Source organism: Acinetobacter chinensis (assembly GCF_002165375.2).
GTDB lineage: Bacteria > Pseudomonadota > Gammaproteobacteria > Pseudomonadales > Moraxellaceae > Acinetobacter > Acinetobacter chinensis.
Window position 1 is genome coordinate 1,893,842 of the sequence record NZ_CP032134.1, and the last position, 15,907, is coordinate 1,909,748.

The 15,907-nt window shown below is 41.5% G+C and carries 18 protein-coding genes; 6 read left to right on the forward strand and 12 right to left on the reverse strand.

Going from position 1 to position 15,907, the window contains the following annotated elements; translation table 11 throughout:
• Positions 1 to 16: 16 nt before the first annotated feature.
• From CDG60_RS09960 to CDG60_RS10000, 9 genes are all read right to left on the reverse strand, one after another.
• Positions 17 to 1,204, reverse strand: a complete 1,188-nt coding sequence (locus tag CDG60_RS09960; protein WP_087512223.1) for a vWA domain-containing protein — start codon at positions 1,202 to 1,204, stop codon at positions 17 to 19.
• Between the two features lie 285 nt (positions 1,205 to 1,489).
• Positions 1,490 to 1,735, reverse strand: a complete 246-nt coding sequence (locus tag CDG60_RS09965) for a hypothetical protein (RefSeq protein WP_087512224.1) — start codon at positions 1,733 to 1,735, stop codon at positions 1,490 to 1,492.
• 406 nt (positions 1,736 to 2,141) lie between these two features.
• A complete protein-coding gene (locus CDG60_RS09970; protein ID WP_087512225.1) occupies positions 2,142 to 2,993 on the reverse strand; it encodes an AAA family ATPase in 852 nt (283 codons plus the stop codon).
• A 21-nt stretch (positions 2,994 to 3,014) separates the two neighbouring features.
• A complete protein-coding gene (locus tag CDG60_RS09975) occupies positions 3,015 to 3,398 on the reverse strand; it encodes a hypothetical protein (RefSeq protein WP_087512226.1) in 384 nt (127 codons plus the stop codon).
• 21 nt (positions 3,399 to 3,419) lie between these two features.
• Entirely contained in the window at positions 3,420 to 3,713 is a 294-nt protein-coding gene (locus tag CDG60_RS09980) for a YcgL domain-containing protein (protein WP_087512403.1), read from the reverse strand.
• 128 nt (positions 3,714 to 3,841) lie between these two features.
• Positions 3,842 to 4,984, reverse strand: a complete 1,143-nt coding sequence (locus CDG60_RS09985) for a ribonuclease D (RefSeq protein WP_087512227.1) — start codon at positions 4,982 to 4,984, stop codon at positions 3,842 to 3,844.
• A gap of 220 nt (positions 4,985 to 5,204) precedes the next feature.
• Complete coding sequence (gene recR, locus CDG60_RS09990; RefSeq protein ID WP_087512228.1) at positions 5,205 to 5,801, reverse strand: recombination mediator RecR; 597 nt, start codon at positions 5,799 to 5,801, stop codon at positions 5,205 to 5,207.
• A gap of 12 nt (positions 5,802 to 5,813) precedes the next feature.
• Entirely contained in the window at positions 5,814 to 6,143 is a 330-nt protein-coding gene (locus tag CDG60_RS09995; RefSeq protein ID WP_087512229.1) for a YbaB/EbfC family nucleoid-associated protein, read from the reverse strand.
• A 39-nt stretch (positions 6,144 to 6,182) separates the two neighbouring features.
• The gene (locus CDG60_RS10000; RefSeq protein ID WP_087512230.1) at positions 6,183 to 7,370 is read right to left on the reverse strand and encodes an O-succinylhomoserine sulfhydrylase; all 1,188 of its coding nucleotides are present in this window, start codon (positions 7,368 to 7,370) and stop codon (positions 6,183 to 6,185) included.
• Positions 7,371 to 7,499: 129 nt separating this feature from the next.
• Between CDG60_RS10000 and CDG60_RS10005 the strand changes: the two genes are divergently transcribed.
• The 5 genes from CDG60_RS10005 to CDG60_RS10025 all read left to right on the forward strand — a co-directional run bounded on the left by CDG60_RS10005 (position 7,500) and on the right by CDG60_RS10025 (position 11,600).
• The gene (locus CDG60_RS10005; protein WP_087512231.1) at positions 7,500 to 8,600 is read left to right on the forward strand and encodes an alpha/beta fold hydrolase; all 1,101 of its coding nucleotides are present in this window, start codon (positions 7,500 to 7,502) and stop codon (positions 8,598 to 8,600) included.
• Positions 8,601 to 8,609: 9 nt separating this feature from the next.
• The gene (locus tag CDG60_RS10010; RefSeq protein WP_087512232.1) at positions 8,610 to 9,482 is read left to right on the forward strand and encodes an NAD(P)-dependent oxidoreductase; all 873 of its coding nucleotides are present in this window, start codon (positions 8,610 to 8,612) and stop codon (positions 9,480 to 9,482) included.
• A gap of 85 nt (positions 9,483 to 9,567) precedes the next feature.
• The gene (locus tag CDG60_RS10015) at positions 9,568 to 9,837 is read left to right on the forward strand and encodes a YARHG domain-containing protein (protein WP_087512233.1); all 270 of its coding nucleotides are present in this window, start codon (positions 9,568 to 9,570) and stop codon (positions 9,835 to 9,837) included.
• A gap of 30 nt (positions 9,838 to 9,867) precedes the next feature.
• Positions 9,868 to 10,281: an HIT family protein gene (locus CDG60_RS10020; RefSeq protein ID WP_087512234.1), complete on the forward strand. Its 414-nt coding sequence runs from the start codon at positions 9,868 to 9,870 to the stop codon at positions 10,279 to 10,281.
• Between the two features lie 266 nt (positions 10,282 to 10,547).
• Positions 10,548 to 11,600 (forward strand): porin, encoded by a 1,053-nt coding sequence (locus tag CDG60_RS10025; RefSeq protein WP_087512235.1) that lies wholly within the window; start codon positions 10,548 to 10,550, stop codon positions 11,598 to 11,600.
• Positions 11,601 to 11,733: 133 nt separating this feature from the next.
• On the opposite strand, the gene CDG60_RS10030 is transcribed toward CDG60_RS10025, so the two are convergent.
• Together CDG60_RS10030 and CDG60_RS10035 are read right to left on the reverse strand one after the other, a co-directional pair.
• Positions 11,734 to 12,324 (reverse strand): YidB family protein, encoded by a 591-nt coding sequence (locus CDG60_RS10030; RefSeq protein ID WP_087512236.1) that lies wholly within the window; start codon positions 12,322 to 12,324, stop codon positions 11,734 to 11,736.
• A gap of 125 nt (positions 12,325 to 12,449) precedes the next feature.
• Complete coding sequence (locus CDG60_RS10035) at positions 12,450 to 12,920, reverse strand: DUF6231 family protein (RefSeq protein ID WP_087512237.1); 471 nt, start codon at positions 12,918 to 12,920, stop codon at positions 12,450 to 12,452.
• A 33-nt stretch (positions 12,921 to 12,953) separates the two neighbouring features.
• On the opposite strand from CDG60_RS10035, the gene CDG60_RS10040 reads away from it, so the two are divergent.
• Complete coding sequence (locus CDG60_RS10040) at positions 12,954 to 13,826, forward strand: DUF2797 domain-containing protein (RefSeq protein WP_087512238.1); 873 nt, start codon at positions 12,954 to 12,956, stop codon at positions 13,824 to 13,826.
• A 129-nt stretch (positions 13,827 to 13,955) separates the two neighbouring features.
• Here CDG60_RS10040 and CDG60_RS10045 read toward each other — a convergent pair whose 3' ends face one another.
• A complete protein-coding gene (locus CDG60_RS10045) occupies positions 13,956 to 15,827 on the reverse strand; it encodes a SurA N-terminal domain-containing protein (protein WP_087512239.1) in 1,872 nt (623 codons plus the stop codon).
• Between the last annotated feature and the right edge of the window lie 80 nt (positions 15,828 to 15,907).

The following is a 15,907-nucleotide window of genomic DNA, read 5'->3' on the forward strand; positions in this document are numbered from 1 at the left end:
ATTCAATTTAGCCGATTTAACGGGCCAGATAACGGGTCATATCTTCAATACCTTTCAGGGTCATTGGATACATATGATCGTCAAAAATATGCTTAATTAAACCAATAGTCTGCGTGTAATGCCAGTAGTTTTGTTCTTCAGGATTCAACCATGCTGTTTTATCAAAGTGTTTACGTAAACGACTCAGCCACACATTTCCGGCTTCATCGTTCATATATTCAACAGAACCACCAGGAGAGTTCAGCTCATAAGGTGCCATACTGGCATCCCCCACAACAATCACTCTGTAATCCCGCCCATAGGTATTGAACAGATCCCATGTGTTCATCCGTGTATTTGAACGTCTGAAGTTGTCTTTCCACACATGGTCATACAGGCAGTTATGAAAATAAAAATATTCCAGTGTCTTAAATTCGGTTTTTGCAGCACTGAACATTTTTTCACACTGAGCAATATGTGAGTCCATAGAACCACCCACATCGAACAGCATCAGGACTTTAATACGGTTGCGTCGTTCAGGAACAAGCTGTACATCCAGAATACCCTGTCTTGCTGTTTCTTTAATTGTAGAGTCAATATCCAGCTCTTCAGCTGCACCCTGACGGGCAAACTTACGCAGCCTGCGCAGTGCAAGCTGCATCTGGCGTGTTCCCAGTATCTGCTCATCATCCAGATTCTGATATTTACGCTGTTCCCAGACTTTGACCGCAGATTTTTTACGCCCAGGTCCACCAATACGAACCCCTTCAGGATGATCACCGAATGCACCAAAAGGAGAAGTCCCTCCGGTACCGATCATCTTATTACCACCCTGATGTTTTTTATGCTGTTCCCTTAACCGCTCTTCCAGCATTTTCATCAGTTCTTCAAGTGAACCCGCCTTAAGCTGTTCTTCGCGCTGTTCAGGTGTCAGATGCTTTTCCAGCAGCTCAAGATCAAACCATTCTTTAGGCAACTTATGTACCTGATCAAGCAAAGCATCAAGATCAAAGGTTGAAATACCTTCAAAATAATCTTTCATGCCTCGGTCAAACTTATCAAAGAACCGTTCATCTTTAACCATGACCGTTCTGGCAAGCTGATAAAACTCCTCCTGATCTGCAAATACCAGACCCGCAGCAACAGCTTTGTTGAGATCAATCAGTTCCTGAGTGGTCACAGGAACACCATATTTTCTGAGGGTATAAAAAAGTCGCACAAACATGCCGAGACAAATCCTTTTACTTTATTCGTTTAATTACACTGTTTGCTTTGGATTGGGCTTGGGGAAATTTCAAAATTCAAGAACATCAGCAAATCATTTAGCTTTTTCATTATGTGAGATCACAAAACACAAGTAAAGTCAGAAAACTTTACTCTGCGTTCAGCAGCATCCATTGCTATGTTTTACAGAGAATACAGAATCAGCTCCATAACTCTGTGCTCATTATAAACATTATATTTTTCAGCATACTGTCACTTCAGGACAGAAAATATTTCATAAAACATACTAATGCAGAATCTCCAGCACAAATAAGGAATGCACGTATTCCTGCCCTGGTCTTGCTGAATCAAAAAAGTCAGAAACAGATGGATCTATCACTTTGGCACCATAGTCACTGACCCAGTATCCTTTTTTAGCCAGTGAAATGTAACCCTGTCCACAGGAAACCCATTCTTCATCATATACATACTGCACATAACCTACGGAAATTTCCTTTGTTTTACGGTCTGTCCGTTTTACCCTGACCCGCATCTCCCCATTCCCCAATAAAAAATAAGTCAGATCATAGCAGCCAGATAGTTGAAAAATAAACTAATTATTCTGACAGAAAGTCAGTTTATGCCCATCTTTTTACAACGGTCAGCAATCAATTAAAAATAACGGACAAAAAAAATCCTGAAACTTTGGGGAAAGTAACAGGATTATTAACTGAAAAATCTGTTTTCAATGAGACTTATTTCTATCTCTTAAACACATTATGTGACACAGTTATCATTATTGCAAGCTTTTATTTAAAATAATTTAAATATCTTTGTATCCAATCCTTAAACTCCTGTATTCACACATTTTTTGATAACAAAAAAATCCTGCACAATGCAGGATTTTTTATTTCCATACTCAGGAACTGAAAAATCAGTAACCCATCGTCTGAAAGGGATTATCTTCTGGACATGAAAGCAAGACGCTCAAGTAACTGTACATCCTGTTCATTCTTAATTAAAGCACCATACAAAGGCGGAATTGCTTTGGATTTATCATGATTACGCAGTACATCTTCAGGCATGTCATCTGCCATCAGTAAGCTCAGCCAGTCAATCAGTTCAGATGTTGAAGGTGGTTTTTTCAGACCTGGTACCTGACGTAATTTAAAGAAGATCTGTAAAGCTTCGCTGACCAGTGTCGTAGAAATATCATCAAAATGTACACTGATAATTTCCCGCATCGTTGCTTCATCAGGAAATTCAATGTAGTGAAAGAAACAGCGACGCAAAAATGCATCTGGCAATTCTTTTTCATTGTTTGAGGTAATGATGACAATCGGACGCTGAGTCGCTGTAATGGTCTCACCCGTTTCATAAACATAGAAAGACATTTTGTCCAGTTCATGCAACAGATCGTTAGGGAACTCAATATCTGCTTTATCAATTTCATCAATCAGCAGAACACAGCGCTCTTCACTCGTAAATGCTTCCCACAGTTTACCTGGCTTAATATAGTTCCGGATATCATATACACGATCATCACCAAGCTGACTGTCACGCAACCGCGACACGGCGTCATATTCATAAAGCCCTTGCTGCGCTTTGGTGGTTGATTTGATATGCCAGGTGATCAGTTTTAATCCCAGGCTCTCTGCGACCTGTTCAGCCAGCAAGGTTTTTCCTGTACCCGGTTCACCTTTAACCAGCAGTGGTTTTTGCAGTGCACGTGCTGCTTTCACAGCAAGCTTAAGGCTATCCGTAGCGATGTACTGATCTGTACCAGTGAATTGTTGTTTATCAACAGACATGTTTTAACCTTATTTTTTTACTTAAAGCGGTGTGCTTTTTTTGTTAATCACAAGTTTTGCTTTTTCAGACATGTATCTGTTCCAGCAGTATCCCACAAGCATTCCAAGCCCAGTGACAAACAGAATAGCGGAAAGATTGGACCAGATCAGCGGTTGTTCCTTTGTCAACACACCAAAAAGTAATCCAAAAAATGCCGGAGCAATTGACGCATTGTTTCCTTCAGAGACCGTAGGTGTAAGCAGTATTGCAAAACCGATAATCCAGCTGATACCACCTAATGGCTTGGGTAACAGTCTGGCTACCGCATACCAGCACCATAAAATAATGATACTGCCAAGCAGATATACTGTGATTGCAATACTGTCTTCAGGAATTGAGTCCAGTATGGAAAGAAATTCATTCATTGCTCAACCCCCCAGGCTGCATTAAGCACCACGCAAACCTTCCGGTTCCATGGCATTTACATCAATAAGACCTTCTGGCGGTACCTGAATAAAGAAACCACGGTTCTGAATTGAATCCATAACATGAAGAACATTTACACGAGCCAGCTTTCGCGACTCACTCAGTTCCAGATGCATTACAAATGTTGCACGACCAAAAGCTGTACGCATGACTTCAGGTACAACCTCCAAAGGATCTGTACCCTCTTCCTGTGTTTTAGACACATACAGGTACATCTCGTCTTTTTTGCTCGATTTATAAATTGAACAATACATATTTAAAACAGCACTCATAAAACTCAGAACAAAGCATACATCAAAAAAAAGACTGATACATTAGTGATTATTAACGCATCAGTCGTGAAATTGTGTAATTGACAATTCTTTAAACAAACAGTCCCTGACTAATCAAGTACTTTCATCTGACCTGACAGATACTGTTCATCTGCCTGAAGAATTTCAATCAAGGGCTGTGTCAGCAACTCATAACGCCACCCTTTCAAAAATGCAGGCAGTTTTTCCTCATCATTATGAAATACCACATGCTGATAAATTGCATTCATCCATTTTTTTCTGATCAGAACTTCTTTTGGAATATCCGTTTCAAGCGATGCATTCTGAATCACCATCTCCACCCGGGATTCGGTTTCTTTGCTTGCATGTCTGATCGGTCGTGCCATTCTGAGTGGCCAATGTTCCTGCTCAGGTAAAAACTTCAGCAGATCCAGGATGGTTTTACCATGCTCTCGCACAATATTGGGTCTGATGTCTTTTACTGTTGAAAGCTGAAAATGATTACGTGGATTTTTTTCGACCATGTCAATCATGGTTGAATTACGCAATATAAAACTTCTCGGCTGATTTAATGCCTTGACCATCTGTTCGCGCCAGACAGCAATCTGCTGCAGCTGCATTAACTGACGCCGTGAATGTCTGTAGTTGCCAATATCGTGGTACAGCTCATCCGCAAGGGTTTCCACACCAATTTCATGTGTCAGATTTGAACAGTCTTCAAGCACAAAACTGAGTAGACTTTTATTCTTAAGTTCAAGCTGAATATTGTCTGAGAGCTTCATCAGATACAGCACATCATTGGCTGCATAATTCATCTGCTCAGGACTTAAGGGTCTTGCCAGCCAGTCTGAACGGGTCTGGTCTTTTTCAATATCCACATCAAGAATAAGTTTTAAAGCATTCTGATAACTGACCTGCAACCCATGTCCCAGAAAAGATAATGCCACCTGTGTATCAAACACATTCTTCAGCTCTTTCTGCTGTGAATAATGGTAAATCAGGTCGATATCTTCACTACAGGCATGAAAGACGTTCTGTTGAGCCGAAAAAAGCCGCTGCCAGAAACCAGTCAGATCCAGTGTTGTACCATCGAGTAAATAAATCTGATCATTTACGTTGATCTGAAAAAGCCCAAGTTTAGGCCAAAGGGTATCCACCTTAATAAATTCGGTGTCGAGCCCATAAGTTTTCGTCTGACCCATCAATGCCAATACATTTTCAAGATCTTTTTGCTGTTGAATAAACTGAAACATAATCTGCGAGTCTAATATTAGATTCTCTTGAATGGCATTCTAACTCATATATAGTCTATATATATAACAAATTTCATCCACTCAGGTTTTATTTAATATATATTTGGTGTTTAAGAAAAATTTAATAGTTTATTTATATGTTTTTTATATTATTTAATACCTGCATTCTTTCATTATAAACAGATGAATGTTCATGGTATGTATGAAATAAGTTCAGCACTTATTTCATACGCATTCTGTTGTGTACTGCCTGACTGAGTGTGTGACTGTCCACATACTCCAGTTCACCACCTTGAGGTACGCCCTGAGCAATCCTGGTCATCTGTACAGGTAAATGCCTGGCTGCTTCCACCAGATAGTGAGCCGTTGCCTGCCCCTCTACGGTTGCATTGGTCGCCAGGATGACTTCAGTAATCTGACCATCGCTTAAACGGTGGATCAGATGCGGAATACCGATTTCATCGGGACCTATTCCATCCAAAGGTGACAGATGCCCCCCCAGAACATGGTATCTCCCTCTGAAACTGCCACTCTGCTCAATAGCCATAACATCTGCCGGTGATTCAACAACACACAGTACATGCGTATCACGATCATGAGACAGGCAGATATTACAGACTTCATCCTCTGTTAAAGAATGACAGACTGTACACTCCTGAATATATCCAGTTGCTTCATTTAAAGCATGTGCAAGCCCTACAGCACCTTCCCTGTTTTTCATCAACAGGTGTAATGCCATGCGTTGAGCCGATTTCGGCCCAACACTTGGCAAAATACGCAAAGCCTGTACAAGCTGATCAAAACGATCGCTGAACACTATCTGCTTTCCTTAGAATAAACCTGACAAACCTGGTGGCAAGCCCATTCCAGAATTAGCACCTTTCATTTTCTCTTCAGTAATCACTTCAGCCTGACGTGCAGCATCATTCATTGCTGCAGCAATCAGATCCTCAATCATATCTGGATCGTCCTGAAGCAGTTCAGGATTGATTTCAATACGTTTAACAACATTGCGACAGGTCATGGTGACTTTCACCAGACCGCCACCTGCTTCAGCCTGAACTTCAGTCTGCGCAAGCTCCTCTTTGGCTTTTTTGACATTGCTTTCCATGTCTTTCTGCATACGCTGCGCTTGCTGCATCAACATATTAATGTTCATAAAGTTCTCCGAACATAAAATTTAAATCATAAAACGGGATCAGATTAAATCCAGACCACGACTGATGTCACCGATAATATCATCAATATCTTCAAGACCAACAGATATACGGATTAATCCTTCCACAATTCCTGCTGCCTGTTTAGCATCTGCAGACATTCTGCCATGAGAAGTGGTTGCAGGATGAGTAATGGTCGACTTAACATCACCCAGATTACTTGTAATGGATAAGAAACGTGTATTATCAATTACTGTCCACGCACCCTGACGTTCACCTTTCACTACAAAGGAAACAACACCACCAAATCCGGACTGTTGTTTTTTAGCCAATTCATGTCCTTCATGATGTGGCAGACCTGCATAATAAACTTTCTCAACTTTTTCATGCTGATCCAGCCATTCCGCCAGTTTTTGAGCGCTTGCACAATGTGCTTTCATACGCAGACTGAGTGTTTCCAGTCCTTTCAAGAAAATCCAGGCATTAAAAGGACTCATGGAGTTACCCAAAGTTCTGATTACACCATTAATTTCTTCCAGTAACTGATGATTACCCACGACAGCACCGCCCAGCGCACGCCCCTGACCATCAATATATTTGGTTGATGAATAAACAATCAGGTCTGCACCAAATTTTATCGGTTGCTGTAAAACAGGCGTGCAGAACGTATTATCCACTGCAAATAAAGCGCCGTGTTCATGTGCAATATCTGCAATTGCCTGCATATCACCGACCTGAGCCAGAGGGTTCGATGGTGTTTCAATAAACAGCAGACGGGTATTTGGACGTACTGCCTTTTTCCATGCATCCAGATCTTCAAGATCTACAAAAGTAACATCCACACCGAATTTGACGACGTATTTTTCAAACAGTGAAATGATTGAACCAAAGACTGCACGTGAACAGATAACATGATCACCTGCTTTCAGATAAGCCAGACACACCGCATGAACTGCTGCCATACCTGAACTGGTTGCAACTGCGCGTTCAGCACCATCCAGGACAGCCAGACGCTTTTCAAAAGTGTGCACGGTTGGATTTGTATAACGTGAATAAGTATTCCCTGGAATTTCGCCTGAAAATTTAGCAGCAGCATCGGCAGCACTTTCACAGACAAAAGAAGAAGTCAGAAATATTGGCTCACTGTGTTCCCCCTCAAAAGTACGGTCATGACCTGTACGGATTGCTAAAGTATCCAGTTGATATTCAAATTCATCTTGTTGGTTCATGTCTTTTGCTCAGTCCTTCAGACCGCCTGTATAAATCATTGCCAATATTTTGAGCGTCTACGGTATTTAAGGTCAAGGCATAATATGAAATTATCGCTTAGACTTCATACAAGCCCGCCATTTCAGAATATGAAAAGAATGAAAGAAACCGAAAATAAAAAGCAACTGCTCAACAGCAAGCTCAAAAATCTGTCCACCCGGATTTTTAATGGCAAATCACTGGTGCTTTCTCAGTCCACACCTTATGAGGTCATTGCCCGTTTCGACCGTACCCGAGTCCGTTATTATGCAGCGCCAGAAAAAAAGTATGCTGAGCCACTGGTGTTTACAGCACCGCTGGCAATCAATATGGCAATTTACGATCTGTACCCTTACCGCTCACTGATCAAATACTTCCAGAATGCAGGCTTTGATGTCTATCTGCTTGACTGGGGAAGACTGAAATATGACAGCCGGGATTTTAATTTCCTGACATTCATCGACAATTACATACCACAGTGTATCGAAAGCATTCAGAAACATTCAGGCAGTGAAAAGATTTCATTACACGGATGGAGCATGGCAGGTATTTTTGTACTGCTTTACACTGCACGCCACCACCCAAGTGCCGTTAAAAACCTGATTGTACTGGGCAGTCCGATTGACAGCTATAAATCCGGTGGCATTGGTAAACTGTATCGCCGTATTAACTACATGCTGTCAAAACGCCCTGCTTTTCAGCAAAAAGTATATAAAGGGATTTTACCGAAACGACTGTTGCATACCCCAGGTCTCTTAAACGCCATTGGCTTTAAAATACTCGATCCTAAAGGCTGGTACGATGGTCATAAGCAACTGTTACAGAATTTGGATGATGATCAGACCATTCATGAGCATGCAACACTGGGTAATTTTCTGAACCATATGGTAGATTATCCCGCTGGCGTAAACCAGGATATGCTGTTTAATGTATGGCTGCAGAATCCATTAAAAAATGGCTCAATTCAGCTGAAAAAGCAAAAAATTGAGTTAAAGCATATTGATTGTCCTTTGCTGATTGGTGCAGGTAAAAATGATCAGATGGTGACAGCTGCTGCTGTTGAACCACTGACTGCATTAACTGGCAGTAAAGATGTTACATTTACACTTGTTCCGGGTGGACACCTGGGACTGATGTCCAGCCAGAAGAGCTCAGAAGAGTTCTGGCCTGCACTTGCTGAATGGCTGGATCAACGTTCAACAAAAATTTAAGGAGTTTTCATGATTCAGTCAGTCTCATTTATTGGATTAGGCGCAATGGGTTACCGTATGGCAGCACATTTAACCAAGCACTTCAGTACGGTACTGGTCTGGAACAGAAACTTTGAGAAAGCTGAAAAGCATGCTGCTGAGTATGGAACACAGGCTGTAACATTAAACGAAGCTGTTCAGGCAGACATTATTTTCTCCTGCCTTCCAACCAGCCAGGATGTTGAACTGCTCATTACAGAACTGGAACTGAAGCCAGGTTCTGTCTGGGTGGACTGTACAAGTGGCGTGCCTGCATCTGCAAAAATACTGGCTGCACAACTGAAACTGAAAAATGTCGATTTCCTGGACGCACCTGTCAGTGGACAGACTGTAGGCGCGGAAAATGGCACACTGACCGTCATGGTTGGTGGTGATGCCGCAGCATTTGAGAAAGCACTGCCTGCCATGCAGACATTTGGCAAACTTATTAAACATGTCGGTGAATCCGGTGCAGGTTTTGCAGTCAAAGCCGTAAACAATATGTTAATGGCTGTAAACCTCTGCTCAGTCGCTGAAGGATTTACCACACTGAAAGCACATGGTGTGAACCTGAATGAGGCACTTGATTGTATCAATGCTTCCAGTGGAAAAAGCATGGTGACCGAAACTGTTTTACCACAGCGTATTTTAAACCGCTCATTTCCTTTAACCTTTGCACTGCCTTTACTGGCAAAGGATACAGGAATTGCACTCGACCTGATCCGTGATGCAAAACTCTCTGCACCTGTGATTGCTTTAACACAAAGCCTGATTCAGGCTGCCAGTGATTTATCTGAAAAAGACAGTGACTTTTCCACTGCTGTAAAAATGTACGAATCATGGAGTAAGATTACAATAGAATAATAAGGTGCTATTGATTAATCATAACGAAACCCAATATTGTGAATATGTGCCAACACACAATGTTACAAACTCTGAGGAAACTCTTATGAACAGGTTCACTATTGCTGTATTTGCGAGTCTTGCTGCTCTTACCGGGGTAAACTCTGTGGCCGCTTCACCTGAACAGGAATGTCAGAAACTCAAAAATGATCATGATGTCATCTATGCATCAAAAGGTTTCTGTTTTAAAGACCCTGAAGCAAAAGCTAAGTTTGGTAATGACAACTGTTATACAAGTAAACCAAAGTTTTCAGATAAAGAGCAACAACGACTTGACGAAATCAAGGATCGTCAGAAAGAATTGAACTGTAAATAATTACGTTCATTCACTTAATAAGGAACAGACATGGCTTACGACAATCAGAATATCTTTGCCAGAATTTTACGTGGCGAGCTACCAGCCATCAAAGTCTATGAAGATGATCAGGTTCTTGCCTTTATGGACATCATGCCACAGGCAGATGGTCACACACTTGTCATTCCTAAAACAGCTGCCGTTACTCTGCTAGACTTACCTGCTGAAAATGCAGCATATACCATCCAGATTGTTCAAAAAATTGCCAGAGCTATGGAAAAAGGCCTGGGCGTTGAAGGAATTGTACTGATGCAACTGTCAGGTATGGCAGCAGGTCAGACTGTTCCACACGTACATTTCCACCTGATCCCAAGTTCAGTGCACGAACTGGGTAAGCATGCCATTCAAATGGGTGATCAGGAAAAAATTGCAGCGCTAGCGGAAAAAATTAAAGCTGCGCTCTGACTCTTTTCAGAATAAATACATCTACAAATAAAAAGGAGCATCTGCTCCTTTTTATTTAAGCTTATAAAAATAAAGAAAATATAAAATTGTCATACACTTTAAGCCACGTCATCAAACTGTCATCTCCTCTTCATTTCACTGTCACATAGATTGCAGATACTTCAATGCAAGTTAGTAAGCACATGTAACTTTTTGTACTACATAGGCAAACTTAAAAAAAGAGTTAAGGCTAACGCCATAAAAAATTGTGTTCTGGAGAAATCTAAATGAAAAAATTGCTTCTCGCTGCCGCGGTATCAACCTTAAGCTTAAGTGCAGCGCAAGCAGCACCTACTCTTTATGGTAAGGTGAATGTCTCTGTTGATCAGTTTGATAATAAAAGCTTCGGCACAGAAAATGTGACTGAAGTAAATTCAAATGCTTCCCGTATTGGTGTTAAAGGCGAAGAAAAAATTTCTGATAAACTTTCTGCGGTTTACCTTGCTGAATGGGAAATCAGTGTTGATGGCGACGAAGATGACAGCCAGACTTTCAAAAAACGTAATATTTTCGGTGGTTTAAAATGGGCGGATATCGGTACTTTAAAAGTCGGTAACTATGACTCATATTTCAAAAGTGCTGCTGCCAGTAAAAATGATATTTTCAATGATCACGCTTTCGATATCACAAGCATGATTTATGGTGAAGAACGTCTTAAAAACGTTATTGGTTTCGAAACAGATCCTAAACTGCTTGCCGGCATTGGTTTCAACCTGATGCTTCAGCAGGGTGAAGAAAACAAAAAAGACGGTGACAACGGTATTGGCGATGCGATCTCATCATCCATTACTTATGAAAATAAAGATTTAGGTCTTGCAGTTGCTCTGGGTGCTGACTTTGATGTTAAAGGTAAATACTCTGCATCAACTTTTGGCAGCACGAAACAGGCAACTGATGCATTCCGCCTTGCAGGTTCATATGACCTAGGCAAAGTAGGCGTTGCAGGTCTAGGTCTGAATGCACTTTATCAAACTGCTGAAGCAACTTCAGATGAAGGTAAAGCTGCAAACCTTGAAGAAGATGCATGGGTAATCAATGCAGCATATAAAATTGCTGAAACACCTGTAACAGTTAAAGCTCAGTACCAGTCTGCTGACACTTCTGAAAAAGGTCAGAAAGACAAAACCGTTGATCAATACGGTTTAGGCGTTGACTATACCCTGAACAAACAGGCAAAACTGTACGGTCTAGTTGCTCAGCAGAAACGTGACTGGACAACAACAAAAACTCCTGAGAAGAAACAGACTGTATTTGGTGTAGGTCTGGAACTTAACTTCTGATCAGCAGTATCTTCCTGAATAAAAAAGAATATGCCTCGGCATATTCTTTTTTTGCTTTTAGTAAGTCTGTATATCCACTTTGCTGATAAAAAAAATCCAGCAACATAGCTGGATTTTTTACAGCAGAAACAACTTAACGTTTCAGAAAACCAGAAACCAGGTTCATAACCTGTTGAATATCTGCATTCGCTTCATGTTGATCAGTTGCATCACCTTGCGGTGTCAATGAATCTATGATCTGCGGCAATACGGATGAAATAGCACCGTAGACTTCCTGAGCTGAAACCTGTGCCTGTTGCGCAACCTGTTCAACCTCCTGTGTGTTGAACAACGACTGTATCTGCTGTGCAGAAGCGGCACTGTTGGACTGAGATGGATCTACCCAGCTCTGAACCTGACCGTCCAGACCCGCGCCCTGCAGTTTAGCCAGTGCACCCTGTAAACCGCCCTGTTGCTGAATCCAACCCAGAACCAAAGGTACAACTGCGATCAACAGCGATTGTGCGTTAAATCCGCCTGTAGCTGCTGGCGCTGACTGCTGACCGCCCAATCCACCCAGCACTGAACCTAGAATACCGCCCAATCCGCCCTGCGACTGCTGTTGTCCACCACCCAATCCACCCAGGAGCGAGCCAAGAATACCACCGAGTCCACCCTGTGACTGCTGTTGACCACCAAGTGCCTGCTTCGCAAGAATTTCTACAATATTACTTAAATCAGTCATACGTCATCCTTTTATCTGATAATTTTTTACTCAAAGACAGCATACCTGGAAATACCAGAGTTACAACAGCGCGATTTGTTAATTTTTGCAAGAAATTTTATTATTCCTGGTGGATATTCAAGTATTTACCAACGAAATTTATTCCAGTTTTCAGGATTTGCCCAGAATTTTGAATTGAACCAGTCCGGCACATGTTTGTAGGTCAATATATTGAACTGCCAAAGTGCAAAATTGCTGTCATGTGTTGTTTTATCTATCAGCTGTGTAAACCCTAAAGACCTTAAAAGTTGCTCATCCTGCCTTTGACAGACCACAACAATCTTTTTTGCCATCAGATCCCGCAACTTCACAAGCAGCTGAGATTTGTGCTGAAGTGTGATTGCCACCATTTCATCGGTATCCAGCAAAACAAATGCAAGATCAAAACGCTGCGTAAATGGCAGATTTAAAAAATCAGTTGCGTTAAAATACTGCCATTGAATTGCTTGATTGTTGTCATATTGCGTCAGATCCTGCCCAATACAGAGTGCTGTCTGTATAGACTGCTCGGCAGATAAATCTTCCAGCATAGATGTAATGACATTCTGTTCAGCCATTGCAGCATCCTTTTTCAGATTGAGAGTATTTAAATGGAACTTCAGGGCATTTGCCATAAAATGCACGCGGGTCTTAAAGACCTTAGTGTAACTGATCAACAGACGCACAGGGCAAATGTTGAATACAAATTCATACTGGACCGATCAGAAGTTCAGCTGCCATTTCTACCTGGACAGGAGATCGAGCTGGAATGGACCGGAAATATTTACTGCGTATCCTGTGGTTCAAAAACCCCAAAATCCTATTCGCAGGGACACTGCTTTAAGTGTTTTAAAACAAAAGCTTCATGTGATATGTGTATCATGAAGCCAGAAACCTGCCATTATCACCTGGGAACATGCAGAGAAGACTCTTTTGCTCATGAAGTCTGCTTTCAGCCTCATATTGTTTACCTTGCCAATTCCAGTGCCTTAAAAGTTGGCATTACCCGTCTTGGGCAGATGCCAACACGCTGGCTGGATCAGGGTGCAACTCAGGCATTACCTATCATGAAAGTAGGCTCAAGAAGATTGTCAGGTCAGCTTGAAATTATGTTCGGAACTCAGGTTGCAGATAAAACGGACTGGCGCAAACTGTTAAAGGGTGAAGCTGAGCCGATTAATTTAACTGAAATCAGAGAACAACTGATCGATGAGTTTGCTCCAAAAATCGAAACGATCCGTAATGAGTTCGGGCAAAACCTGGAATTTAATGAAAATATTGAACTGCTTGAAGATGAACTGCCACGGGAGTTTATTTATCCAGTTGAACAATACCCTGAAAAAATCAAATCACATAACCTGGATAAGACACCGGTTATCCGTGGGAAATTACATGGGATTAAAGGGCAATATCTGATTATGGACACAGGCGTTATCAATATCCGTAAATATACCGGTTATGAATTAAAAATCCGAACTGAATAAGTCGATATATCTGCAACACAACCTGCCGTGATCAGCCTGTAGCTTATATGATTTTTATTTCATACTTATACAGCGATTGTACAGAGCATAAAAAACCAGCCTTAGGGCTGGTTTTTTATTACAGAAGTTTTATTTCAGTTTTGCATGAGCTTTCAGATACTGAGTGTAATCATCCAGTTCCTGCTGACCACGAAGTTGCTGATACAGCTTGGTCAGTTCCTGAAGCTGTTCAGCTGGAATTGCATCCACTGCTGATTTATCGACAGCAGAAACAGCCACTACAACCATCTCTCCCGGTAAGGCAGCTGTTGTTACAGACCACATACCTGCTTTTGGCGTATTGAGACTGAATGCAGCTCTTTCAATTTCACGTTTCAAACGACCTTCAGAACGGGTAAATACACCAGCATCAACAAATGCAATTTTATTTTTTGCTACAACACTTGATGCAGGCTGAACTTTGAACTCATTTAAAGTTGTCTGAATTTTAGCTTTAGCTGCTTCATATGCTTTCTGATCAATCAGTTTAGCTTTGACAGCAGGCGTTGCTGCTGCAAGTGTCTGTACACCTGCTGAAACATGGTTACGAACTTTCACCCAGACCACATTGCCATTTGTCAGCTGAATATTGCCAGATGCATTTCTGTCACCACTTTTCACATCTTCATTGAAAAGTTTTACTTTTACTGCTGGATCACTCAATACAGGATGCTGTGCAGAAAGTGTCAGACCTTTAACAGACTGAACCTGAACCCCTTTCACTTCCTGAGTAATTACGCTCAGATCATCACTGCCCACAACCAGCTCATTCAGACTGTTTACAGCATCTGAAAAGGCATTGGCAGTTTTTGACTTTTGAAGTTCAGCCATCAGACGCGGTTTTTCTATTTCAAACGAAGGCAATTTCAACTGTGCAGATTCTGCCTGAATCAGATGATAACCATACTGTGTTTTAACAGGTGCTGAAGTCTCACCAGCTTTCAGTGCTGACACCGCCTGATCAAAACTGTCACCAAAGACACCTTTATCATAAGCAGCGACCTGACCACCCGCACTCTTTGATGCAGGATCATCAGAATACTGTGCCGCAGCCTGAGCAAAGCTTAAACCTGCTTTGATTTTGGCAGAAACATCGGCAGCCAGTTTTTTAGCTTCAGCATCACTGCGGGTATCAGCAGTAATCAGAATATGTTTAACAGAAACTTTCGCTTCTTTTTTCTGTGTTTCCACAAACTGCGCATAAGCCTGCTGTAACTCAGCATCGGTAACCTGGGTACTGGCAGGTGCAATATCTGCAGGAGTCAGCTCTACATAATCCACATCCACACTTTCAGCCTGTTTAAAGCTGTTTTTATGCTTAGCGTAGTAATCTGCTATTTCTTTAGCACTGACTTTGACAGCTGGCTTATATTCATCAAGCTGAATACTTGCAAGATGCAATGTCCGCTGTTCAGCCTGTAAAGCAGCAATCTGACGGATATCGAGCTGGCTGACCAATGTGTAATCCGTAAATGTCGCTGTCAGCATTTTTAATGCATGATCCTGACGCAGATTTGCAATCAGTGCTGGACTGGTCATACCCACAGACTGTAAATAATTGGAATACAGTTGTTCAGAAAATTTACCGTTTGCCTGGAAACTTGGCTGTTGAGCAATCATCTGTTCAATCTGTGTATCACTTAATGAAATCCCCAGCTTTTCAGCCTGCTGCAAAAGCAAGGTACGTGCAATTAAGGTATCCATTGCTTTATTTTTTATAAAGTTCTGATTCAGCAGTGTTTCATCGCCATTCACATATGAAAGGTATTGTTTTTTGAATGTATCGGTCAGTGAGTCAAGTTCTTTTTGCGTTATATCCTGACCATTGACAGATTTCACAGCGTCTTTAGATTGTCCACTGCTAAAATATCCTTCAATACCTACAAGCGCCAATGGGGTCAGAAACAGTACCAGCAGTACCTTGCCCAACCAACCCTTAATAACTTTACGAAAAGATTCCATAAGTATTCCAATATTTTATTTCTGGGGGATTTTACCCGAAAACCAGTAATGAATGAATGCGCAGGCGATGCATTTTAGAA

Excerpts from the sequence above, each read along its gene's own strand:
- CDG60_RS09960 (WP_087512223.1), bottom strand. The coding sequence starts at position 1,204 with ATGTTTGTGCGACTTTTTTATACCCTCAGAAAATATGGTGTTCCTGTG.
- CDG60_RS09965 (WP_087512224.1), bottom strand. The coding sequence starts at position 1,735 with ATGCGGGTCAGGGTAAAACGGACAGACCGTAAAACAAAGGAAATTTCC.
- CDG60_RS09970 (WP_087512225.1), bottom strand. The coding sequence starts at position 2,993 with ATGTCTGTTGATAAACAACAATTCACTGGTACAGATCAGTACATCGCT.
- CDG60_RS09975 (WP_087512226.1), bottom strand. The coding sequence starts at position 3,398 with ATGAATGAATTTCTTTCCATACTGGACTCAATTCCTGAAGACAGTATT.
- CDG60_RS09980 (WP_087512403.1), bottom strand. The coding sequence starts at position 3,713 with ATGTATTGTTCAATTTATAAATCGAGCAAAAAAGACGAGATGTACCTG.
- CDG60_RS09985 (WP_087512227.1), bottom strand. The coding sequence starts at position 4,984 with ATGTTTCAGTTTATTCAACAGCAAAAAGATCTTGAAAATGTATTGGCA.
- CDG60_RS09995 (WP_087512229.1), bottom strand. The coding sequence starts at position 6,143 with ATGAACATTAATATGTTGATGCAGCAAGCGCAGCGTATGCAGAAAGAC.
- CDG60_RS10000 (WP_087512230.1), bottom strand. The coding sequence starts at position 7,370 with ATGAACCAACAAGATGAATTTGAATATCAACTGGATACTTTAGCAATC.
- CDG60_RS10005 (WP_087512231.1), top strand. The coding sequence starts at position 7,500 with ATGAAAAGAATGAAAGAAACCGAAAATAAAAAGCAACTGCTCAACAGC.
- CDG60_RS10010 (WP_087512232.1), top strand. The coding sequence starts at position 8,610 with ATGATTCAGTCAGTCTCATTTATTGGATTAGGCGCAATGGGTTACCGT.
- CDG60_RS10015 (WP_087512233.1), top strand. The coding sequence starts at position 9,568 with ATGAACAGGTTCACTATTGCTGTATTTGCGAGTCTTGCTGCTCTTACC.
- CDG60_RS10020 (WP_087512234.1), top strand. The coding sequence starts at position 9,868 with ATGGCTTACGACAATCAGAATATCTTTGCCAGAATTTTACGTGGCGAG.
- CDG60_RS10025 (WP_087512235.1), top strand. The coding sequence starts at position 10,548 with ATGAAAAAATTGCTTCTCGCTGCCGCGGTATCAACCTTAAGCTTAAGT.
- CDG60_RS10030 (WP_087512236.1), bottom strand. The coding sequence starts at position 12,324 with ATGACTGATTTAAGTAATATTGTAGAAATTCTTGCGAAGCAGGCACTT.
- CDG60_RS10035 (WP_087512237.1), bottom strand. The coding sequence starts at position 12,920 with ATGGCTGAACAGAATGTCATTACATCTATGCTGGAAGATTTATCTGCC.
- CDG60_RS10040 (WP_087512238.1), top strand. The coding sequence starts at position 12,954 with ATGGAACTTCAGGGCATTTGCCATAAAATGCACGCGGGTCTTAAAGAC.
- CDG60_RS10045 (WP_087512239.1), bottom strand. The coding sequence starts at position 15,827 with ATGGAATCTTTTCGTAAAGTTATTAAGGGTTGGTTGGGCAAGGTACTG.